Source organism: Luteococcus japonicus (assembly GCF_003752415.1).
GTDB lineage: Bacteria > Actinomycetota > Actinomycetes > Propionibacteriales > Propionibacteriaceae > Luteococcus > Luteococcus japonicus.
In genome coordinates, this window is record NZ_RKHG01000001.1 from 3,298,051 (window position 1) to 3,319,404 (window position 21,354).

A 21,354-nucleotide genomic window follows, 5' to 3' on the forward strand; every position below is an offset into this window, starting at 1 on the left:
GAGACGATTGTCTCAGGATGGGGACCGGTCTAGGCTGTTCGCCATGGCACTTGAGTTCACCGTCCGCGACGACCAGCAGTACACAGACCAGGCCCGGCTCGACGAGATCTTCGCCAACCCCGGCTTCGGCGACCACTTCACCGACCACATGGCCGTCGCGACGTGGACCAAGGAGAAGGATTGGCACGACGCCGGCGTGGTGCGCTACGGCTCCCTGGCCTCCGACCCTGCCAGCGCCGTCTTCCACTATGCCCAGGAGATCTTCGAGGGCCTGAAGGCCTATCGGCGTGCCGACGGCTCGGTCTGGCTCTTCCGCCCCGAGGCCAATGGCGAGCGCCTGCGCAATTCCGCTGCACGGCTGGCGCTGCCGCAGCTGCCTGTGGAGGACTTCGTCGCCGGTGTCCGCGCGCTGGTCGAGGTGGACCAGCGCTGGGTGCCCGGCGGTGCCGAGCAGAGCCTCTACCTGCGTCCGTTCACCATCGCCAACGAGAACTTCCTGGGCGTGCGGGCCGCGCACACGGCCACCTTCTGCGTGATCGCCTCTCCCGTGGGGGCCTACTTCAAGGGCGGCGTGAGCGCCGTCGACATCTGGGTCAGCCTGGACTCCTCCCGGGCCGGGGCCGGCGGCACCGGTGCCGCCAAGTGCGGTGGCAACTACGCCGCGAGCCTCCAGGCCACCAACGAGGCCTATGCCCACGGGTGCAGCCAGGTCCTCTTCCTGGACGCCACCGATCGCAGCCACATCGACGAGCTCGGCGGCATGAACTTCTTCGTGATCACGCGCGACGGTCAACTCGTGACCCCCGAGTTGACCGGCAACATCCTGCCCGGCATCACCCGCGACTCGATCCTCACCATGGCTCCCGACATCGGCTTCACGCCCGTCGAGCGCCGGATCACCCTGCAGGAAGTGCTGGACGGGATCGCCGACGGCAGCATCGTCGAGGCCTTCGCTTGCGGCACCGCGGCCGTCGTCACACCCATCGCCAGCCTCACGGTGCGCGACCAGGTGCATCGTCTGCCCGAGGTGGCCGAGTCGCAGTCGCTGGACATCCGCCAGCGCCTGGTCGACATCCAGTACGGCCGCGCGGAGGACCCCTATGGCTGGACCCACAAGGTCTGCTGACATGGAGATGCCCCTGCCCCCGGACAACTTCCACATCCTCGACACCACCCTTCGAGACGGTGCCCAGCAGGAGGGCCTGCGGCTGTCGGTGGCGGACAAGCTCCGCATCGCCGGGCATCTGGACGCCCTCGGCGTGACCTTCATCGAGGGCGGCTGGCCGGGCGCCAATCCCAATGACACGGCCTTCTTCGTCGCGGCCGCACAGGAACTCCAACTGGCCAACTCCCGGTTGGTCGCCTTCGGTTCCACCCGCAAGGCGGGTGGGCGTGCCGCCGACGACCCACTCACCGCGGCTCTGCGCGATGCCGGGACCGACTACGTCTGCCTCGTCGCCAAGAGCCACGACGCCCACGTCACCCATGCCCTGCGCACCACCCTGGAGGAGAACCTGGCGATGGTGGCCGACACCGTCAGCCACCTCGTGGAGCACGGCAAGCACGTCTTCGTCGACTGCGAACACTTCTTCGACGGCTACCGGGCCAATCCCGGCTACGCCCTGGAGGTTGTCCGCACGGCCGCCGAGGCCGGCGCCGAGGTGGTCGTGCTGTGCGACACCAATGGCGGGATGCTGCCCAGCCAGATGGGCGACGTCGTCTCGGCGGCGGGCGCGGTGGGGGTCGACCTGGGCATCCATTGCCACAACGACACGGGCTGCGCCGTGGCCAACACCATCGCGGCGGTCGAAGCCGGCGCCATGCACATCCAGGGAACCGTCAACGGCTACGGGGAACGTACCGGCAACGCCGACCTGACCACGGTGGTGGCCAACCTGCAGCTCAAGTATGGCTGGCCACTGCTCACGGACCAGCAACTGGCCGGTCTCACCCACACCTCGCACGCCATTGCCGACATCACCAACCAGGCCCCGCACACCCGCCAGCCCTATGTGGGGCACTCATCCTTTGCGCACAAGGCGGGTCTGCACGCGTCGGCCATCAAGGTCGACGCCGACCTGTACCAGCACGTCGACCCGTCGGCCGTGGGCAATGACATGCGGATGCTGATCAGCGACATGGCGGGACGCGCCAATGTGCAGATCAAGGGCGAACAGCTCGGTTTCGACCTGTCCGACCGAGAACTGGCCGCTCGGATCACGGAGATCATCAAGCGCCGCGAAGCCGATGGCTACTCCTATGAGGCGGCGGACGCGAGCTTCGAGCTCCTGCTGCGCGACGAGCTGGGGGAACTGGACGCCCCCTTCGGAATTGCGAGCTGGCGGGTGCTCACCGAACACCGTCCCGGCGATGCCGAGGGCGACACCTATTCCGAGGCGACGGTGAAGCTGGTGGCCCATGATCCCGAGCTCGGGCCCAAGCGGCTGGCCGTGGTGGGCGAGGGCAATGGCCCCGTCGACGCCCTGGACGATGCCCTCACCCAGGCCCTGGTTCCTGTCTTCGGCCAGGTGGAGCGCTTCAAGCTCGTCGACTACCGGGTGAGGATCATGGAGACCGGTGGCACCGATGCCGTCACTCGCACGCTGATCGACATGTCCGATGGTGACCACACCTGGACCACTGTCGGGGTGGGGGGCAATGTGATCGAGTCCAGCTGGGAGGCACTGTCCGATGCCTACTTCTTCGGCCTCGTGAAGGGCTATGGACGGCCTCAGCCGATCCAGTAGCGCCGCTTGGGCTTGACCGGCTCGTTCCCCGGGTCTGTCGAGGGTTGCCAGATGTTCTCCAGCACGCCGCCGCACCGCTCGATGGTGCGGGCCGAGGCGATGTTGTCGTCGTCGCAGGTGACCAGTACCCGGTCCACGCCCAATGCGTTGAGTCGGGTGACGGACTGCCGCAGGATCTCGGTGGCGCACCCGTGGCGGCGAAAGTCCGGCCCCACGGCATAGCCGATGTGCCCGTCGATGGTGCGCAGGAAGTCGTTGAGCGCGTGCCGGATGGAGACGCGGCCCACGACCTGACCGTCCACCTCGGCGCGGAGGAAGTCTGCCGGGACTCTGCCCGGCGCCAGATCGATGCCTGCCGCCTCCCGTGCGACGGTTGACGGGAGCTCCCCCCAGCCCCGTCGGCCAGCAGGAACTCGAAGTCGTCGGCCAGCAGCTGCTCGGGCAGGGCGCGACAGCCCGCCTCGTCGGCGGCGGTCGGTGGGCGAAGGATCAGTTCCATCGGCCCAGTCTGGCGCGGCTGGGTGCTGCGCCATGGATTTTTCGCAGTGCTGTCCAAGGTCCCGGCCCTGGGCGACGAGGGAGATGAGCTCCAGGACCATGGCGTGGCTCTGCTCGAGGCTCGGCAGGGGCAGGAATTCGGCGGCACTGTGGAAGTTGTGCGCGCCGGTGAAGGAGTTGGGAGTCAGCACCCCGTGCTGGCTGAGCCAGGAGCCATCGGTGCCGCCTCGCATCGCGGTCGGCTTCGGCGTGATGCCGAGCCGCTCCATCGCGGTGAACATCAGGTCCACGGCGGTGCGGTTGGTCTCGGTCAGGGAGTCGGCGATGTTGGCGTAGGTGTCCATGATGGTCACCTCGACGCGGGCACCGGGGTGCAGGGTCCGCACCCGTTCTGCGGCGCCCAGCACCAGGCGCTTGCGCTCGTCGAAGCGCGTCAGGTCATGATCGCGGATGTTGGCATGCAGGGTGGCCGTCGACGGGTTCGCCTCCACTCCGGTCACCCAGACGAAACCCTCGGTGCCCTCCGTGTGCCCCGGTGCTTCGCGTCGGTCCAGCTGGGCCACCAGGTCATGCAGCACCAGCACCGGGTTGACCAGCACGCCCTTCGCGGACATCGGAGGCGCCGAAACCCCCTGCACACGTGCCTCGACGGCGGCCGCGTTGAAGGTCTGCCAGACCACCTCGCCCAGCTCGCAGCAGTCCAGCGTCCAGGCGAAGGCGACGGGGAAGCGGTCCAGGTCCATGGTGCGCACACCGCGCAGCCCGATCTCCTCGTCTCGTCGGGCACGACCGCTAGGTGGACGTCACCGTGCACGGCCGCCGGATCCTGCAGGAGCCGGGCGGCGGCCTCCATCTCCGAGGCGATGGCCGCCTTGTCATCGGCGCCCAGCACGCTGGATCCATCCGTCACCAGGAGCCGCTGGCCGGCATGGCGTTCGAGTTACGGATGCTCGGCAACGCGGATCCACGCCCGGGACTGCTCGTCCAGACACAGGTCCCCACCGTGTTGGGAGACGACCCGGGCATGCACCTCGGGGGGAAAGCCCGGCATCGGCGGTGTCCAGGTGCACCACGAAACCCACCGCGGGCACGGTCCCGTGCCCGTCGGGCAGCCGTGCGGGAATCCGGGCCGTCAGGACCGACGTCTCAGACAGGTGCACGTCGCTGGTTCCGGCGCTGCGCAGTTCGTCGGCCAGGAGCTCGGCCAACTCGCGTTGTCCGGGGGAACTCGGCACCACGGTGGCCGAGGCATCGGACTGGCTGCTGCTTGCGGCGGAAGAAGCGCTCGGCCAGCGCGTCCTGGACGCCCATCGGGTCAGCTGATCCGGTCGATCAGCAGGGGCTGGCGGTCCAGTGCCTCGGGACCGATCTCGATGCCGCCCACCAGTGCCTCGCGGGCCCGCGCGAAGGCATCCGGGGTGTCGGTGTGCAGGGTGAGAAGGGGCTGGCCCTTGACCACGCGGTCACCCGGCTTGGCGTGCATCACCACACCGGCTCCGGCCTGCACCGGATCCTCCTTGCGGGCGCGGCCCGCGCCCAGGCGCCAGGCGGCCACGCCGACAGCCATCGCATCCAGAGTGGTCAGGACGCCGTCTGCCTCGGCCAGGACCTCGTCGGAGTTCTGGGCGACGGGCAGGGTCGCCTCGGGGTCTCCGCCCTGGGCGCGCACCATCCGCTTCCAGACGTCCATCGCGGAACCGTCCTTGAGCGCCTTCTCGGGGTCGGCATCGCTGCCGGCGGCCTGCAGCATCTCCCTGGCCAGCGCCAGGGTCAGCTCGACGACGTCGGCCGGGCCACCGCCGGCGAGTACCTCGACGGATTCGGTGACCTCCAGCGCATTGCCGGCCGTCAGGCCCAGCGGAGTGGACATGTCCGTGAGCAGGGCGACGGTGTTCACCTCGGCAGCCTTGCCGAGTGCCACCATCCTGCTGGCCAGTTCGCGGGCATCATCCAGGTTCTTCATGAAGGCACCGGAGCCCACCTTCACGTCGAGCACCAGGGCGCCGGTGCCCTCGGCGATCTTCTTGCTCATGATGGAACTGGCGATCAGCGGGATGGCCTCCACGGTGCCGGTGACGTCGCGTAGCGCATAGAGCTTCTTGTCGGCGCGGGCCAGGCCGTCGCCGGCTGCGCAGATGACGGCACCCACCTCCTCGAGCTGGGCCATCATCTCCTCATTGCTGAGCAGGGCGCGCCAGCCGGGGATGGACTCCATCTTGTCCAGGGTGCCGCCGGTGTGTCCCAGGCCGCGGCCCGAGAGTTGGGGGACCGCGACGCCGCAGGCGGCCACGAGCGGGGCCAGGGGCAGGGTGATCTTGTCTCCCACGCCGCCGGTGGAGTGCTTGTCCGAGGTGGGTCGGCTGAGCGAGGAGAAGTCCAACCGCACGCCGGTGTCGATCATGGACTGGGTCCAGGTGGCGAGCTCGCGGTCGTCCAGGCCCCGGAAGAGGACAGCCATGGCCATCGATGACATCTGCTCGTCGGCAACCACACCGTCGGTGTAGGCATGGATCAGCCAGTCGATCTGCTCGTCGGTGAGTGTTCCGCCGTCGCGCTTGGCGCGGATCAGTTCCACCGCGCTGAATGACCGTGCCTCGAAGTCCTTGACCATGCACCCAGTAAACCAGCACCCGCGGTGCCGGCCCGCGACGGTATCCTCGCCGCATGCGCATTGCTCGATACGCCCTTGCCGGAGGCGAGCCCCAGTACGGTCTCGTCGAACTCGCCGCCGACGCCGGGGAACACCCCGACACGATCGCGGCCATCACCGGGGACCCGCTGGCCGGCCCCGTCAACTACACCGGCGAACGCCATCCCTTGGACGACGTACGCCTGCTGGCCCCCGTCATCCCCCGGAGCAAGATCGTGGGCGTGGGCCGCAACTACGCCGCCCACGCCGCGGAGATGGGCAATGAGGTTCCTGAGAGCCCGCTGCTCTTCTTCAAGCCCAACACCTCCGTGATCGGTCCCGATGATCCGATCGTGCGCCCGGCGGCCTGCAAGGAGCTGCACCACGAGGGCGAACTGGCGGTCGTGATCGGCCGGATCTGCAAGCAGGTGCCGGCCGAGCGGGTCTCCGAGGTCATCTTCGGCTACACCGTGGCGAACGACGTCACCGCGCGTGACCTGCAGGCCAGCGACGGCCAGTGGGCCCGGGCCAAGGGCAGCGACACCTTCTGCCCCCTGGGGCCGTGGATCGTGACGCACCTGTCCCTGGAGGAGTCGGCCGACCTGCAGATCACCACCACCGTTGCCGACCAGCGCACTCCAGGCGAGGGCGAGGTCCGCCAGGACGACTCGACCCGGCTCATGGTGCGGGGTGTCGCCGAGCTGGTCAGCTACATCAGCCAGTTCACCACCCTGCTTCCCGGCGACGTCATCCTCACGGGCACTCCCGCAGGCGTCGGAGAGATCACGCCCGGCCAGCGCGTGACGGTCAACATCCAGGGCATCGGCGAGCTGGCCAATCCGGTGGTGGACGAGCAGTGAGCCAACGGCCACCCGCGGGCGTCGACTTCTCCCGGGTGCTGACCGGCTCGGGTCAGTCCGGTCTCCGGGCCGGAGCCGGGGTCATGGTGGCCCTGGTGCTCTTCGGTCTGGCGGTGCCGTTGGTGGCCCAACTGGTCACCTGGCTCGGCTGGCTCCTGGCCGGCAGCCCCGGTGGCTTCTCCGCCTGGGCCAAGGAGGCGTCGCGCTTCGAGCATCCGGCGGGCCTGGTGGGTGCCCACCTGGGCTTGGCGTTGTTGACGGTCATCGGCATCGCTCTGGTGCGCTTCCTGCACGGCCGTGATGCGGCCTGGGCCACCAGCGTGCAGCCTGGGATGCGCTGGTGCTACCTGCTGTTGTGCCTGCCGGTGGCGGCCGTGGTGCTCAATGCCGTGCTGCTGCTCGGACGCATCGGGCAGAGCTGGCACCTGGCGCCGCAGGCGCAGATCTGGGTCTGGCTGGTGGCCGTGCTGCTCACCGCACCCCTCCAGGCGGCGGGGGAGGAGTACTTCTTCCGCGGCTACCTCCTCCAGGCCGCCGGTTCGGTGGGCGACGGGGTGGGACTGCGCCCGGAGCACGTGCGCTGGTTCGCGGTGGTCGTCTCCGCCCTGGTCTTCGCTTTCTTCCACGGGGTGCAGAACGTGCCGCTCTTCGTGGACCGCTTCGGGTTCGGGCTGCTGGCGGGCGCCCTGGTCATCTGGACCGGCGGCCTCGAGGCGGGCATTGCCTGCCACGTGGTCAACAACCTGTTTGCCTTTGGCTGGGCGGCCTTCTCCGGTGGGATCGCCCAGGCGCGCGCGCTGCAGGCCATCGGATGGGCGAATGCCGCCAGCGATCTGGTGGGATTCAGCCTGTTCGCGGCCATCGCCTGGTGGCTCTCGCGCCGGATGAACCTTGCCACCAGCACCCCCAGAGGTCTCTCCCATGGGCCCGATTTGGCAAGGCAGCACGCGGTCCGGTAGTGTTCTACCTCGTTGCGCCGCAGAAAAAGCCAAGGCGAAACGAAGGGGTATGGGGTAATTGGCAGCCCGACGGTTTCTGGTTCCGTTAGTCCAGGTTCGAGTCCTGGTACCCCTGCTGAAAGCAGGATTTGCTGGCAACAGCAGCTTCCACTAGGCTTTCAACGCTACCGAGGTCGCGCCTCGGAAGCACGCTAGGGCCCCGTTGTGTAGCGGCCTAGCACGCCGCCCTCTCAAGGCGGTAGCGCGGGTTCGAATCCCGTCGGGGCTACCAGCAGGAAGAAGAACCCGGATCCTCCTGGATCCGGGTTCTTCTGCGTGTGCGGGACTCCTACTCGCTGGCGCCGGTGCGGCGCAGCACCTCGGACAGCCGCTCGGCGGCCGCCATCACGGCGGGCGCGTGCAGGCGGCCCGGCTGGCGGGTCAACCGCTCGATCGGGCCGGAGACGCTGACGGCCGCCAGCACCTTGCCGCTGGGGGCGCGTACTGGGGCGGAGACGGATGCGACGCCCGGCTCACGCTCCGCGACGGACTGTGCCCAGCCGCGTCGCCGGACTGTGGCCAGGGCCACGGCGGAGAAGGCCGACGAGTTGAGGCCGCGCTGCAGCTTGTCGGGCTCGTCCCAGGCCAGCAGCACCTGGGCCGCGGAGCCCGCGGTCATGGTCAGCTGCGACCCGACGGGGATGGTGTCGCGCAGACCGGAGGGCCGTTCGGCCACCGCGGCGCAGACGCGGATGTCGCCCTGACGACGGAAGAGTTGGGCGGATTCGCCCGTGATGTCACGAAGACGCGCCAGAATGGGGCCAGCGGTGGCCAGCAGGCGGTCCTCACCCGCGGCGGCCGCCAGCTCCGTGAGGCGGGGGCCCAGGACGAAGCGGCCCTGCAGGTCGCGCCCCACGAGGCGGTGGTGCTCCAGGGCGACGGCCAGCCGATGGGCCGTGGGCCGCGCCAGGCCCGTTGAGCTGACCAGGCCGGCCAGCGTCGTCGGACCGGTCTCCAGCGCGCTCAGTACCAAGGCCGCCTTGTCGAGTACTCCCACACCGCTCTTATCGTCCATACTCTGAGAATAGCGTCTCGTCATTCGATATTCCAGTGCATACTGGACGGCATCGCCTGAACAGCGTGGATCTCGACGAAGAAGGAGCCATGGGCAAGACACTGAGCCAGAAGGTGTGGGACGCACACGTCGTACGCAGCCAGGAGGGTGAGCCGGACCTGCTCTTCATCGACCTCCACCTCGTGCACGAGGTCACCAGCCCGCAGGCCTTCGACGGGCTGCGTCTGGCCGGCCGTCCCGTGCGTCGGCCCGACCTCACCCTGGCCACCGAGGACCACAACACCCCCACGCTGGACATCGACAAGCCCATCGCGGACCCGGTCTCGCGCCTGCAGGTGGACACCTTGCGCAAGAATGCCGCGGAATTCGGGGTGCCGATCCACTCGCTGGGCAGCAAGGACCAGGGCGTGGTGCACATCATCGGTCCGCAGCTGGGCCTGACCCAGCCCGGCATGACCATCGTCTGCGGCGACTCGCACACGGCCACCCATGGCGCCTTCGGGGCCCTGGCCTTCGGTATCGGCACCAGCGAGGTCGAACATGTGCTGGCCACCCAGACGCTTCCGCAGGCAAGCCCCAGGATGATGGCGGTCAACATCAACGGTGACCTGCCCGAGGGAGTGACCCCCAAGGACGTCGTGCTGGCCCTGATCGCGCAGGTGGGCACCGGCGGTGGGCAGGGCTACATCGTCGAGTACCGCGGCCGGGCCATCGAGCAGATGTCGATGGAGGGCCGGATGACCATCTGCAACATGTCCATCGAATGGGGAGCGAAGGCGGGCATGGTCGCGCCGGACCAGACCACCTTCGACTACCTCAAGGGCCGTCCCAATGCGCCCGAGGACGAGGACTGGGAAGCGGCCGTCGAGTACTGGAAGACCCTGCGCACCGACGACGACGCGGTCTTCGACGTGCAGGTTGACCTCGACGCCAGCACCCTGACCCCCTTCGTCACGTGGGGCACCAATCCGGGGCAGGGCGCCCCGCTGGCCGGCAATGTCCCCAACCCGGAGGACTTCACCGATCCCGACGAGCGCCAGGCCGCCAGCCGGGCGCTGGAGTACATGGACCTGACCGCCGGCCAGCCGCTGCGCGAGATCGGCGTCGACACGGTCTTCCTCGGCTCCTGCACCAATGGCCGGATCGAGGACCTCCGGCTGGCCGCCAGCGTCCTGCAGGGACGCACGGTGGCCGAGGGAGTCCGGATGCTCGTCGTCCCCGGCTCGGCCCGGGTGCGCCTGGAGGCGGAGACCGAGGGCCTGGACAAGGTCTTCCTGGAGGCGGGGGCTGAATGGCGTGCCGCCGGATGCTCCATGTGCCTGGGCATGAACCCGGACCAGCTGGCACCGGGGGAGCGCAGTGCCTCCACCAGCAACCGCAACTTCGAGGGCCGGCAGGGCAAGGGCGGGCGTACCCACCTGGTCAGCCCCGCAGTCGCCGCCGCCACGGCCGTGACCGGCCACCTGTCCGCTCCCGCGGACCTCTGAGAGAAGGGCCCCGTCATGGAGAAGTTCGCCACCCACACCGGCATTGCCGTCCCGCTGCGTCGTTCCAATGTGGACACCGACCAGATCATCCCGGCCGTCTACCTCAAGCGGATCACCCGCACCGGTTTCGAGGACGGCCTGTTCAGCGCCTGGCGCAGTGACCCGGACTTCGTGCTGAACAAGCAGCCCTATGACAAGGGATCGGTCCTGGTGGCCGGCCCGGACTTCGGCACCGGAAGCTCCCGCGAGCACGCCGTCTGGGCACTGCAGAACTACGGCTTCAAGGTGGTCATCGGATCCCGCTTCGGTGACATCTTCCGCGGAAATGCCGGCAAGGCCGGCCTGCTGGTCGCCACCGTCGGCCAGGATGTCGTCGAGCAGCTGTGGCAGGCGGCCGAGGAGCACCCCGAGGTGCCCTTCACCGTGGACCTTGCCGCACGCACCATCACCGCGGGCGAGCTGAGCGTCGCATTCCAGATCGACGAGCACACCGCGCACCGGCTGCTCGAGGGTCTGGATGACATCGGTTCGACCCTGCAGCACGAGGAGGACATCGCCGCCTACGAGGCCGGACGGCCCTCCTTCAAGCCGACGACACTGCCCGTGCGAACCGCCGGATAGTTTTTCGTCGAGACCGCCAAAGCGTCCGCTTTTCCTTGCAGGGAAGCGGACGCTTTGCATTTGCTGAACAAATGGGGCATTTGACCGGGTTTTGGTGGAAGCGCCCTGATGTTGAACCTAGCTTTGATTCCACGGGATGCACCCATGCATCCCGTCCAGCCGGCTGGGGGGCCGGCGGAACAAGAAAGGCACGTCCGTGAACAAGGCTGAACTCATCGACTCTCTGGCCAAGGCCCATTTCGAGGGCAACAAGGCCGTCGCGACCCGAGCGCTCAACGCGGTCGTCGACACCATCTCCACCGAAGTTGCCGCCAAGGGCAAGGTCTCCATCACCGGTTTCGGTGTCTTCGAGGTCCTGCACCGCGAGGCCCGCATGGTCCGCAACCCGCGCACCGGGGAGCGCAAGCAGGCCGAGGCGATGGACATCCCTCGTTTCCGTCCCGGCACGGACCTCAAGAAGCGTGTCGAGGCCGCAGCCAAGAAGTGAGGCATTGCGCCGACGCACTTCTCAGGGGCGAGACGGATCCGGATGGACCGTCCGCCCCTTTTTCGTGCGCGGCCAGACTCAGCTCCGCGGGGTGACCGTCACCGAGAAGCGCGGCCAGATCGCCTGGGCGTCGTCACCCGTCAGGCCCACCTGCAGCCGCTGGCCCGCGCGCAGGGCCCCCCCCGGGGCCCGATCCGCGGGGATGGTACGACGGGTGCCGTCGTCGAGCAGGACCACCAGACCGTCCGGGCTTCGCTCGACGACCGTGGCACCGACCACATCAGGGCTGTTCATGGGGGGAAGTCTAGGGCGCCGCCCGGCGGGCATGGACTAGCGTGAGGGAGCGCCCCCCCAGAGGAGCACCCGGCAGAGGCCCAGCAAGGAGTAGGACAGATGGCAGGCAAGAACAGTCCCCAGAGGTCGTCACGGCGACGCGTCGCCCTGCGCGACGGTGAACCCACCTACCGCGTCCTCGGACTTGTCATCCACAGCGTTGACCGTGCCCTCACCAGCTACGACTGGCGTGGCCAGGAGCGCATCCCGGCCACCGGTGGTGCCCTGGTGGTGGCGAACCACATCAGCAACTACGACCCGCTGGCGCTGGGCGACTTCCTCATCTGGTCCGGGCGGTGGCCGCGCTTCCTGGGCAAGTCGGATCTGTGGAAGGTGCCCGTCGTGCGCTTCTTCGCCAAGGGCTGCCGCCAGATCCCCGTGGAGCGCAACAGTGCTCGCGCCGTCGACTCCCTGCAGGCGGCCCGCGACGCGCTCGACGAGGGCGAGATGGTCGTGATCTACCCCGAGGGAACCGTCGGGACCGATCCCGAGGGTTGGCCGATGACCGGACGCACCGGCGCCGCGCGCTTGGCCCTGGACACCCGCTGCCCGGTCATCCCGGTGGGACAGTGGGGCGCCCAGCAGATCCTGCCCGGCAAGAAGGTGGGCATCCCGAAGTTCTTCCCGCGCCCGACGCTGCGGATGAATGTCGGTGAGCCGCTGGACCTTTCGGACCTCTACGACCACCCGGACCGACACCTCGCGGTGCGCGTCGCCACCGAGCGGATGCTGGATGCCATCACCGGCCTGGTGGGGGAACTGCGGGAAGAGCAGCCCCCGGCCGACCGCTATGACGTACGCAAGAAGGCCCGCGTGCCCAAGGGGCCGAGGACCGTCTGAGGGCCTAGTGTTGGTCCGTCGTATCTGAGTGAGGAAGAACATGACCGAGCACGCCGCCACCGCACGCCCCGAAGACCACCCCGGCCAAGGGGACAGGATCCGGGTCGCGGTCGTCTTCGGCGGTCGTTCCGAGGAGCACCCGGTCAGCTGCTCCACCGCTGCCAGCGTGCTGTCCGCGATCGACCGGGAGCGCTACGAGGTCATCCCGATCGGCATCACCAGGCAGGGTCAGTGGGTCGTCGTGGACGACGACCCCGAGCCGCTCCGCCTGCGCCCCGGCCAGACGCCCGAGGTGGCGGCCGCGGGTACCGGAGTGATCGTGCCGATGCAGGTGGGGGACCGCGCACTCAAGACCCTGGAGGCCGGCCAGCCTCCCGCGGTGCTCGGTGACGTGGACGTCGTGCTGCCGCTGGTGCACGGCCCCTTCGGCGAGGACGGGACCCTGCAGGGGCTCTTCGAACTGGCCGACATGCGCTACGTGGGCTGCGGTGTGCTGGCCAGCGCGGTGATGATGGACAAGCACTACATGAAAGTGGTCTTCGAGGCCGCCGGACTTCCCGTCGGCCCCTATCGGGTGATCACCGACCGCCAGTGGCGCAGCGAACCGGACGCGGCGCTGGCCCGGGTCGGCGAGCTGGAATTCCCCGTCTTCGTGAAGCCCTGCCGCGCGGGTTCCAGCTTCGGCATCACCCGGGTCACCGAGCCCACCGGGCTGCGCGAGGCCATCGAGGAGGCGCGTCGCCATGACCCCAAGGTGATCGTCGAGCAAGGCATCGTCGGCCGCGAGATCGAGTGCGGTGTGCTGCAGGGGCACGGCACCGACGCCCCGCGGGTCTCCGAACCAGGCGAGATCGTCGTGGCTGGCGGGCATGACTTCTACGACTTCGACGCCAAGTACCTCGACGGCGCCTCCGTGCAGCTCACCAGCCCCGCCGAGGTGGATGACCAGGTCAAGGCCAGGGTGCAGCAGGTGGCCCGTGATGCCTTCGAGGCGGCCGGTTGCGAGGGGCTGGCGCGGGTGGACTCCTTCGTCACCCCGGACGGTCAGGTCATCCTGAACGAGATCAACACCATGCCCGGTTTCACGCCCAGCTCGATGTTCCCGGTGATGTGGGCCGCGACGGGGCTGGACTACCCGAGCCTGGTGGACGACCTGATCACCCTGGCCATGGAGCGTCCCACGGGCCTGCGCTGAGCGCGGATCGGCGGCTCAGTAGCCGACGACGGGGCAGGTCACGGTGCGGGTGAGGCCCTCGATGGTCTGGATCTGGGAAGCGACCAGCCGGCCCAGGTCCTCGATGGCGGGTACCTCCACCAGCGCCACCACGTCATAGGGACCGGTCACCTCGTCGCACTGCACCGTCGTGGGCATGGCCTTGAGGGCCTCGGCAACGTGCGGAATCTTGCCGACACTGGTCTGCACCAGCACATAGGCCCTCACCATGGTGTCCTCTTCTCGGTAGCGTGTGGTGCATGGACGCTATCATCGGCAGCGGCACGGGCCCTGCCACCGACCGCACCGCGGATACCCTTGCCAGCGTCGGAGAGTTCGGCGTTATCGCACAGATCACTCGTGACCTGGTGATGTCGCCGCAGGTCTCCGTGGGCCCTGGGGACGATGCCGCGGTCTTCCTCGTCGACGGCTCGGCGGTCACCAGCACCGACCTGCTGGTCGAGGGCGTGCACTTCCGCACGGACTGGAGCAGCGCGGAGGAGATCGGGCGCAAGGCCGTCGCCGTCAACGTGGCGGACCTGGAGGCGATGGGTGCCACGCCGGTGTCGATGGTGATCGGGCTGGGTGCGCCGGGCAGCCTACCGGCCCAGTGGGTGCGCGAGTTCTCCACCGGGGTCCGGATGGAGGCAGACCGCGCAGGCATCTGCCTGGTGGGCGGCGACACCACCGGAGCCCGGGAGATCACCATCTGCGTCACGGTGATCGGCCAGACGGAGGGACGTGCCCCGGTGCTGCGCTCGGGTGCCCGCACCGGTCAGGTGCTTGCGGTCAAGGGACGCCTGGGCTGGGCCGCCGCCGGCCTCTCGGTGCTGGAACGAGGCTTCCGTTCCCCGCGCGCGGCCGTCGACTCCCAACGCGTCCCACGCGTTCCCTATGGGGCGGGGCGTGAGGCGGCGAGGGCGGGTGCCACCGCGATGCTCGACGTCTCCGACGGCCTGCTGGCAGACCTGGGACACATCGCCGATGCCAGCCGGGTGGTGATCGACCTGGACAGCGCACGCTTCGAGATCGACGAGCCGGTCCGAGCCGTTGCCGCGGCGACGGGCCGCGACGCACTGGGGCTCGTGCTCGCCGGGGGAGAGGACCACGCCCTGGCGGCCTGCTTCGAGGTGGGTAGCGTTCCGGACGGCTGGCAGGTGCTGGGCCGCGTGCGGGATCCGGAGGCCGAGGAGGGGCCCACGGTCCTGGTCGACGGGAAGCACTGGGAGGGCAGCGCCGGCTGGGACCACTACCGACGGGGCTGACGGCGTGGAGACTTCGGGGCGAACGGGCCATGGATTAGTCTGTGGACCATGGCGACCCGCGCGTCTTCCCCACCGCGGTCCCGCAACAACGCCCAGTCCAAGACCCGGGCGTCGTCTGGTTCGCGGTCGTCCGGAAGCAAGAAGACCACCAACCGTTCCGGTTCCAGTCGTGCAACCCGCACGGCTCCTCCACCGCGCCCGAACCCGCTCATCCGCGGGGTCGCGGCGGCATGGCGCGGCACTGCCCAACTGATGGGGCAGGGTGCTCGCGCCGTCGGCACCCCGGCACCCGATCCCGAGCCGGAACTGCGCCGTGACGGCGTCGGCCTGGCCCTGATCGCCTTCGGCATCCTGGTTGCCGCCCGGTTCTGGTTCATGATGCCCGGTCCGGTCGGCGGCTGCATCCAGGTGGCCATCGCCACCATCTTCGGCGGACTCAGCTTCGCCGTGCCGCTGCTCAGTTTTGCCATGGCCTGGCGCACCCTGCGCCATCCCGAGCGCAATGGTGCCAATGGCCGTCAGGTGATGGGCTGGAGCTCCTTCCTGCTCGGTCTGCTCGGCCTGATGAACATCGCGCACGGCCTGCCTCGTCCCGCGGAACCCGAGCGGATGCGCGCCGCGGGCGGCATCCTGGGATACATCTCCTCCAGCCTGGTGGCGGACCTGCTGACCGTCTGGGTCGCAGTGCCGCTGCTGGTGCTGCTGATGATGTTCGGCATCGTCGTGATCATCGGCATCCCCCTCTACGAGATGGTGGACCGCGTCAACGACGCGCGGGAGGTTGCTGCCGCCCGTCGCGCAGCCCGTCCGCGGCCGGCCCTCGAGTACGGCGTCGACGAGGCCTACGACACCCCGCTGATCAAGAGGGAGGTTGCCGCCGACACCCGTGCTGACGAGATCTTCGACGTCGATGCCTACGAGCCCAAGGAACTCACCGGGCCGGTGCCCCAGGGTGGCGCGGCGGAGGCCAAGCCGGTCGTCGCCGGTCTGCCGCCGGAGAAGGCGGAGGCCATGGCCTCCGGGGACATCGAGGTCAACAAGCCCCTGGAGGCTCCCAACCACAGCCCCATCCCGCAGCGCGTCGAGCAGCTCACCCTGTCCGGCGACGTCCAGTACGTCCTGCCCGACTCGCAGTTGCTGAAGCCGGGCTCGGTGCCGAAGGCCCGTTCCGAGGCCTCCGACCAGATCGTGGGCCGCCTCACCGAGGTGCTGAACCAGTTCGAGATCGACGCCCATGTCACCGGTTACACGCGCGGCCCGACGGTCACCCGCTACGAGGTGGAGCTGGGGAATGCGGTGAAGGTGGAAAAGGTCACCGCACTCAGCAAGAACATCGCCTATGCCGTCGCCTCGCCCGATGTGCGCATCCTGTCGCCGATCCCCGGCAAGTCCGCCATCGGCATCGAGATCCCGAACCTGGACAAGGAGATCGTCAGCCTCGGTGACGTGCTGCGCTCCAACACGGCCCGCAATGACCACAACCCGATGGTGGTGGGTCTGGGCAAGGACGTCGAGGGCGGCTTCGTGATTGCCAACATGGCCAAGATGCCGCACCTGCTGGTGGCCGGTGCCACCGGTTCCGGCAAGTCCTCCTTCGTGAACGCGATGATCACCTCGATCATGATGCGCGCCACCCCCGACGAGGTCCGCATGCTGCTGGTGGACCCCAAGCGTGTGGAACTCACCAACTACGAGGGCATTCCGCACCTGGTCACACCCATCATCACCAGCCCCAAGAAGGCCGCCGAGGCCCTGCAGTGGGTGTGCAAGGAGATGGACCAGCGCTACGACGACCTGGCGGCTTTCGGCTTCCGGCACGTCGACGACTTCAACAAGGCCGTGCGGGCCGGCCAGGTGCAGCTGCCGCCCGGCAGCGAGCGTGTGTTGTCCCCCTACCCCTACCTCTTGGTGGTGGTCGACGAGCTGGCCGACCTGATGATGGTGGCGCCCCGGGACGTGGAGGACTCGATCGTCCGCATCACCCAGCTGGCCCGAGCGGCCGGCATCCACCTGATCCTGGCCACCCAGCGTCCGTCGACCGACGTCGTCACCGGCCTGATCAAGGCCAATGTCCCGTCGCGTCTGGCTTTCGCGACCAGCTCCATGACGGACTCCCGCGTCATCTTGGACCAGCCCGGTGCCGAGAAGCTCGTCGGTCAGGGCGACGGCCTGTTCCTGCCGATGGGTGCGGGCAAGCCTGTCCGTGTGCAGGGCTCGTGGGTGGGGGAGCAGGAGATCCGCGACGTCGTTGCCGTCGTCAAGGAACAGCTGCAGCCGCAGTACCGCGAGGACGTCACCGCCGCGGCGAGTGCCAGCAGCAAGGTTGCCGAGGACATCGGTGATGACCTGGAACTGGTGCTGGACGCCGCCCGGCTGGTGGTGGAACTCCAGCTCGGATCCACCTCGATGCTGCAGCGCAAGCTGCGCGTCGGCTTCGCCAAGGCCGGACGCCTGATGGACATCCTGGAGACCCGTGGCGTGGTCGGCCCCTCCGAGGGTTCCAAGCCTCGCGAGGTGCTCGTCAAGCCAGACGACCTGGAGGACGTGCTGGCGAACCTCACTGCCAGCTGACTCGTCCGTGCAGCACCCGCCGCGCCGCGGCCGCCTCAGGCGGCCGCGGCGCTGTCGTCCAGGCGCACGACGCCCGCGGGAGTGGCCAGGTAGCAGCCCAGGTCCACCACCCCGTTGTCCTGACAGGCCAGGGCCAGGGCCGAGCGCCATCCAAGGTCCCAGTGGGTCTGCACCACCATTCCGCGTCGCGCCACGGCCAGGGCAAGACCGCCACCGGGGCAGACCTGCCCGACGATCTGGGTCAGCCGGTGGGTCACCTCGTGCTGGCGGACCTGGTCGCAGCCCACCGGGATGTCATCGATCATCACCGGTTGTACGAGCCGCAGCTCCTCGTTCGCCAGCAGGGCGAGCAGGCTGCCGGCCTGCCGGTCCGCGTGGCGGACGAAGAGGTCCACGACGCAGCCCAACAGGTCCGGATCATCCAGGCTGCGCCCGTCCCAGTCGGCGGGCAGGTTCTCGAAATTGTTCTTGTCCTTGTCCATGCCCGGATCCCATCGTCGTCACTGGATCTGGGCAACTGACCCAAAGTGTGGCCTGTGGACAACGGCATCAGGGCCTGGGGCTGTGGAAAACCGGTCATTTCCGCCAGCCGGTCAACGACAGCGATAATGGGTGGACCATGACTGACACCGCCACGGGCCAGAGCCCGGACCAGCTGACCACAGTGTACCTCGTCACCCTGGGCTGTGCCCGCAACGAGGTGGACTCCGAGGAGCTCGCGGCCCGGCTGGAGGCTGGTGGCTTCCGCCTGGTCGACGACCCACAGGAGGCCGAGGCCGTGATGGTCAACACCTGTGGCTTCGTGGAGCAGGCCAAGAAGGACTCGGTGGACACCCTGCTGGCCGCAGCCGACCTCAAGGAACAGGGGTCGGCGAAGGCAGTGGTCGCCGTGGGCTGCATGGCCGAGCGCTATGGCCAGGAGCTGGCCACCTCCATGCCGGAGGCCGACGCCGTGCTCGGCTTCGACGACTACGCGGATGTCGCCGAAAAGCTCAACCGGATCATGCATGGCGAACAGCACCAGGCGCATGTCCCCCGGGACCGGCGTAGCCTGCTGCCCCTGACCCCCGTCGCCCGCCGCGAGGCAGCTTCCGCCGTGTCCGTCCCCGGGCACCACACGGAACGGCCGTCCCTGGCGGACGTGGCGCCCGCCAGCGGCCCCCGGATCCTGCGCCGCCGGCTGGGGAACAGCCCGTCCGCGCCGCTGAAGCTCGCCTCGGGCTGTGACCGTCGCTGTGCCTTCTGCGCCATCCCCGCCTTCCGCGGCTCCTACCTGTCCCGTACGCCCGAGGAAGTCCTGGCCGAGGCCCGCTGGCTGGCGGAGCAGGGCGTCAAGGAGGTCTTCCTGGTCAGCGAGAACACCTCCAGCTATGGCAAGGATTTGGGGGACCTGCGCAGCCTGGAGAAGCTGCTGAAGGACCTGTCCGCCGTCGACGGCCTGGACTGGATCCGGGTCAGCTACCTGCAGCCCGCCGAACTGCGTCCATCCCTGGTGGAGGCGATGGTGGGCACGGACAAGGTGGTGCCCTACTTCGACATCAGCTTCCAGCACGCCGCCCCCTCCGTACTGCGGCGGATGCGCCGCTTCGGTGACCCCGAGAGCTTCCTGAAGCTCATCGAGCAGGTGCGCGAGCACGCCCCCCAGGCAGGCATCCGGTCCAATGTGATCGCCGGCTTCCCCGGTGAGACCGAGGCCGACGTCCAGACGCTGAAGGACTTCGTCACCGAAGCCCGGCTCGATGTGCTGGGTGTCTTCGGATACTCCGACGAGGAGGGCACCGAGGCCGCCTCGCTGGATGGCAAGGTGGATCCCGACGAGGTGGAGCGACGCCGCGCCGAGGTGGCGGACCTGGCCACCGAGCTGTGTGACCAGCGCGCGGAGGAGCGCGTAGGTGAACTCGTCGAGGTCCTGGTGGAGTCGGTGACCGATGACGATGGTGAGCCCGAAGTGATCGGCCGCGCCCGGCACCAGGGGCCAGAGGTGGATGGATCCACCCAGCTGGTGGGTATCGAGCCGGCGATCGGTGACCTGGTCAAGGCCACCGTCGTCGACAGCCTGGGAGTCGACCTGGTGGCCGAGGTCCGGCCACGAGGCTGACCGGGGCACTATCGTGGCCGGTGAGGTCACCTTCCCCACCACGACCACCCGAGGAGAACCATGACGTCCGCCGCACCGGCAGGCAAGGCCCCCAGCCAGTGGAATGTCCCCAACGTCCTGACGGGCGTGCGGATGTTGCTGGTCCCCGTCTTCGCCTGGATGCTGCTGAGCCACCCACACGAGTTCGACTGGCGGCTGTGGACCACCGTGGTCTTCTGCATCGCCATCGCGACGGACTTCGTGGACGGGAAGATCGCCCGCAAGTACAACCTGGTGACCAATTTCGGGAAGCTGTGGGACCCGATTGCGGACAAGGCACTGACCGGTATGGCCTTCGTCGGGCTCAGCATCCTGGGCGAGCTGCAGTGGTGGGTGACCATCATCATCCTGATACGGGAGTGGGGGATCACCATCCTGCGCTGGGGAATCATGAAGTATGGCGTGATGGCGGCCAACCAGGGCGGCAAACTCAAGACCTTCACCCAGTCCTTGGCTCTGGTGCTCTACCTGATGTGGCTGCCGAAGCTTCCTGAGGTCTTGCAGTGGCTTGCCTGGGGTCTGATGGGTGCCGCCTTCGTGCTCACCGTCCTGACCGGCCTCGACTACCTGCGGGAGGCCGCCAGGCTGCGCCGCGAAGCCCTGGCGCGCTGGGCCGCCGAGGGACACCCCGGACGGCCGTGAACGCCTGCCAGAATGGCGTCGAGGCGGAGCTCCACTCCCTGTGCGCCGAACTCGTCGCCGAGCTGGGCCGACGCGGGCTGACGCTGGGTACCTGCGAGTCGCTGACCGGTGGCGGTCTTGCCGCCGCGCTGACCTCGGTGCCCGGAGCCTCGAGGGTCTTTCGCGGTGGCCTGGTCACCTATGCCAGTGACCTCAAGTCCTCCCTCGTCGGAGTGGATGCGACGCTGGTTGCCCGCGAGGGCGTGATCAACGAGGCCACCGCCCGCCAGATGGCCGATGGGGCATCGCGTGCCCTGGGTGTGGACGTGGCCCTGTCGTGCACCGGGGTTGCGGGACCGGACCCTCAGGACGGTCAGCCTCCCGGGGTGGTCTGGGCGGGCTTGCGCATGCCCGACGGGCGGGTCCTCACCGAGCGCCTCGATCTGACGGGAGACCGAGCGACAATTCGGCAGTTGACCGTGTTTGCTTGCCTCCGCCTTGCACGTGAATGGGTGTGTTCCTGACCGGCTTGCCCATGTCATCATGGAGTTGTTCCGTTTTCCCCATGCTCTTTCTTCCCACCCGGAAGTGGGTTTATTTCGCCAAAAGCTGTACATCGACTGAACCGGCGGGACAGGAAGGGAATGGAATGAGGAAGCTTGGGTGTTGTAGATGCCGTGACCGCGCCAAGATGGCGAGGACTGTCGAGGAAGTGGGTACCCCGTGAAGTCTGTCCTGGTTCGAGAAGTCATCGGGGAAACCCTGCGCGAGCAGCGCTTTGCGCAGGGGCGCACACTGCGGGAGGTCTCGATGGCCGCTCGGGTGAGCCTTGGTTACCTGTCCGAGGTTGAGCGCGGTCAGAAGGAAGCCTCCAGCGAGCTGTTGAGCTCCATCTGCCAAGCCCTCGAGGTGCCGCTGTCCGTGATCCTTGGCATCGTCAGCCAGAAGCTGGCCGCCGCGGAGCGTGCCCGCGTCAAGGTGGCTGCGTGAGGCAGTGAACGTCCCCTTGTCCTGATTTTCGTCAATCCGGCC

Annotated in this window: 20 protein-coding genes, 2 tRNA genes and 1 pseudogene; 17 read left to right on the top strand and 6 right to left on the bottom strand. The window is 68.5% G+C overall.

Translation table 11 applies throughout. The features are described from left to right. The first annotated feature begins 43 nt into the window (after nt 1-43). Both EDD41_RS15740 and cimA read left to right on the top strand, forming a co-directional pair. A complete protein-coding gene (locus EDD41_RS15740) occupies nt 44-1,126 on the top strand; it encodes a branched-chain amino acid aminotransferase (RefSeq protein ID WP_094764853.1) in 1,083 nt (360 codons plus the stop codon). Nucleotide 1,127: 1 nt separating this feature from the next. Beyond that, entirely contained in the window at nt 1,128-2,747 is a 1,620-nt protein-coding gene (gene cimA, locus EDD41_RS15745) for a citramalate synthase (RefSeq protein ID WP_123576592.1), read from the top strand. Here the strand turns inward: cimA and EDD41_RS17690 are convergent. Then, on the bottom strand, nt 2,732-3,988 hold the full coding sequence (locus EDD41_RS17690; protein WP_245995778.1) for a GNAT family N-acetyltransferase: 1,257 nt from the start codon (nt 3,986-3,988) through the stop codon (nt 2,732-2,734). The two genes, cimA and EDD41_RS17690, sit on opposite strands and share 16 nt — an antisense overlap. A 572-nt stretch (nt 3,989-4,560) precedes the next feature. Continuing rightward, nucleotides 4,561-5,856, bottom strand: coding sequence for a thymidine phosphorylase (locus tag EDD41_RS15755; RefSeq protein ID WP_123576595.1), 1,296 nt, complete (start codon nt 5,854-5,856; stop codon nt 4,561-4,563). A 53-nt stretch (nt 5,857-5,909) separates the two neighbouring features. Between EDD41_RS15755 and EDD41_RS15760 the strand changes: the two genes are divergently transcribed. The 4 genes from EDD41_RS15760 to EDD41_RS15775 all read left to right on the top strand — a co-directional run bounded on the left by EDD41_RS15760 (nt 5,910) and on the right by EDD41_RS15775 (nt 7,964). Then, nucleotides 5,910-6,734, top strand: a complete 825-nt coding sequence (locus EDD41_RS15760) for a fumarylacetoacetate hydrolase family protein (RefSeq protein ID WP_094764857.1) — start codon at nt 5,910-5,912, stop codon at nt 6,732-6,734. Then, nucleotides 6,731-7,693, top strand: coding sequence for a CPBP family intramembrane glutamic endopeptidase (locus tag EDD41_RS15765; protein ID WP_123576597.1), 963 nt, complete (start codon nt 6,731-6,733; stop codon nt 7,691-7,693). Before EDD41_RS15760 ends, EDD41_RS15765 begins: the two co-directional genes overlap by 4 nt. A 43-nt stretch (nt 7,694-7,736) precedes the next feature. After that, nucleotides 7,737-7,808, top strand: a tRNA-Gln gene (locus tag EDD41_RS15770). A gap of 80 nt (nt 7,809-7,888) precedes the next feature. Further along, nucleotides 7,889-7,964 (top strand) — tRNA-Glu (locus EDD41_RS15775). 57 nt (nt 7,965-8,021) lie between these two features. On the opposite strand, the gene EDD41_RS15780 is transcribed toward EDD41_RS15775, so the two are convergent. Continuing rightward, on the bottom strand, nt 8,022-8,747 hold the full coding sequence (locus tag EDD41_RS15780) for an IclR family transcriptional regulator (protein ID WP_094764859.1): 726 nt from the start codon (nt 8,745-8,747) through the stop codon (nt 8,022-8,024). Nucleotides 8,748-8,836: 89 nt separating this feature from the next. Here EDD41_RS15780 and leuC point away from each other — a divergent pair, with 89 nt between their 5' ends. The 3 genes from leuC to EDD41_RS15795 all read left to right on the top strand — a co-directional run bounded on the left by leuC (nt 8,837) and on the right by EDD41_RS15795 (nt 11,342). Then, nucleotides 8,837-10,234: a 3-isopropylmalate dehydratase large subunit gene (gene leuC, locus EDD41_RS15785; protein WP_123576599.1), complete on the top strand. Its 1,398-nt coding sequence runs from the start codon at nt 8,837-8,839 to the stop codon at nt 10,232-10,234. A gap of 15 nt (nt 10,235-10,249) precedes the next feature. Then, nucleotides 10,250-10,855, top strand: coding sequence for a 3-isopropylmalate dehydratase small subunit (leuD, locus tag EDD41_RS15790; RefSeq protein ID WP_123576601.1), 606 nt, complete (start codon nt 10,250-10,252; stop codon nt 10,853-10,855). A gap of 196 nt (nt 10,856-11,051) precedes the next feature. Next, on the top strand, nt 11,052-11,342 hold the full coding sequence (locus EDD41_RS15795) for an HU family DNA-binding protein (RefSeq protein WP_094764862.1): 291 nt from the start codon (nt 11,052-11,054) through the stop codon (nt 11,340-11,342). A gap of 78 nt (nt 11,343-11,420) precedes the next feature. Here the strand turns inward: EDD41_RS15795 and EDD41_RS15800 are convergent, their stop codons facing one another. After that, a complete protein-coding gene (locus EDD41_RS15800) occupies nt 11,421-11,636 on the bottom strand; it encodes a hypothetical protein (protein WP_123576603.1) in 216 nt (71 codons plus the stop codon). Nucleotides 11,637-11,735: 99 nt separating this feature from the next. Between EDD41_RS15800 and EDD41_RS15805 the strand changes: the two genes are divergently transcribed. Then, the gene (locus EDD41_RS15805; RefSeq protein ID WP_094764864.1) at nt 11,736-12,515 is read left to right on the top strand and encodes a lysophospholipid acyltransferase family protein; all 780 of its coding nucleotides are present in this window, start codon (nt 11,736-11,738) and stop codon (nt 12,513-12,515) included. 40 nt (nt 12,516-12,555) lie between these two features. After that, nucleotides 12,556-13,710: a D-alanine--D-alanine ligase family protein gene (locus EDD41_RS15810; RefSeq protein ID WP_094764865.1), complete on the top strand. Its 1,155-nt coding sequence runs from the start codon at nt 12,556-12,558 to the stop codon at nt 13,708-13,710. A gap of 15 nt (nt 13,711-13,725) precedes the next feature. On the opposite strand, the gene EDD41_RS15815 is transcribed toward EDD41_RS15810, so the two are convergent. Further along, nucleotides 13,726-13,959, bottom strand: coding sequence for an Lrp/AsnC family transcriptional regulator (locus EDD41_RS15815; RefSeq protein WP_094764866.1), 234 nt, complete (start codon nt 13,957-13,959; stop codon nt 13,726-13,728). Between the two features lie 29 nt (nt 13,960-13,988). Here EDD41_RS15815 and EDD41_RS15820 point away from each other — a divergent pair, with 29 nt between their 5' ends. Together EDD41_RS15820 and EDD41_RS15825 are read left to right on the top strand one after the other, a co-directional pair. Continuing rightward, complete coding sequence (locus EDD41_RS15820) at nt 13,989-14,993, top strand: thiamine-phosphate kinase (RefSeq protein ID WP_094764867.1); 1,005 nt, start codon at nt 13,989-13,991, stop codon at nt 14,991-14,993. A gap of 315 nt (nt 14,994-15,308) precedes the next feature. Then, a pseudogene (locus EDD41_RS15825) lies at nt 15,309-17,564 on the top strand (FtsK/SpoIIIE family DNA translocase); the annotation flags it as partial. A gap of 35 nt (nt 17,565-17,599) precedes the next feature. On the opposite strand, the gene EDD41_RS15830 reads toward EDD41_RS15825, so the two are convergent. Then, nucleotides 17,600-18,046 (bottom strand): hypothetical protein, encoded by a 447-nt coding sequence (locus EDD41_RS15830; protein ID WP_123576606.1) that lies wholly within the window; start codon nt 18,044-18,046, stop codon nt 17,600-17,602. A 137-nt stretch (nt 18,047-18,183) separates the two neighbouring features. Between EDD41_RS15830 and rimO the strand changes: the two genes are divergently transcribed. The 4 genes from rimO to EDD41_RS15850 all read left to right on the top strand — a co-directional run bounded on the left by rimO (nt 18,184) and on the right by EDD41_RS15850 (nt 21,312). Next, entirely contained in the window at nt 18,184-19,662 is a 1,479-nt protein-coding gene (rimO, locus tag EDD41_RS15835; RefSeq protein WP_123576608.1) for a 30S ribosomal protein S12 methylthiotransferase RimO, read from the top strand. 60 nt (nt 19,663-19,722) lie between these two features. Next, nucleotides 19,723-20,343, top strand: coding sequence for a CDP-diacylglycerol--glycerol-3-phosphate 3-phosphatidyltransferase (gene pgsA, locus EDD41_RS15840; RefSeq protein ID WP_094764871.1), 621 nt, complete (start codon nt 19,723-19,725; stop codon nt 20,341-20,343). Continuing rightward, nucleotides 20,340-20,846, top strand: a complete 507-nt coding sequence (locus tag EDD41_RS15845) for a CinA family protein (protein ID WP_370597000.1) — start codon at nt 20,340-20,342, stop codon at nt 20,844-20,846. The genes pgsA and EDD41_RS15845 overlap by 4 nt, the downstream gene beginning before the upstream one ends. Nucleotides 20,847-21,045: 199 nt before the next feature. Further along, nucleotides 21,046-21,312, top strand: a complete 267-nt coding sequence (locus EDD41_RS15850) for a helix-turn-helix domain-containing protein (RefSeq protein WP_094764872.1) — start codon at nt 21,046-21,048, stop codon at nt 21,310-21,312. The last annotated feature ends 42 nt before the right edge of the window (nt 21,313-21,354 follow it).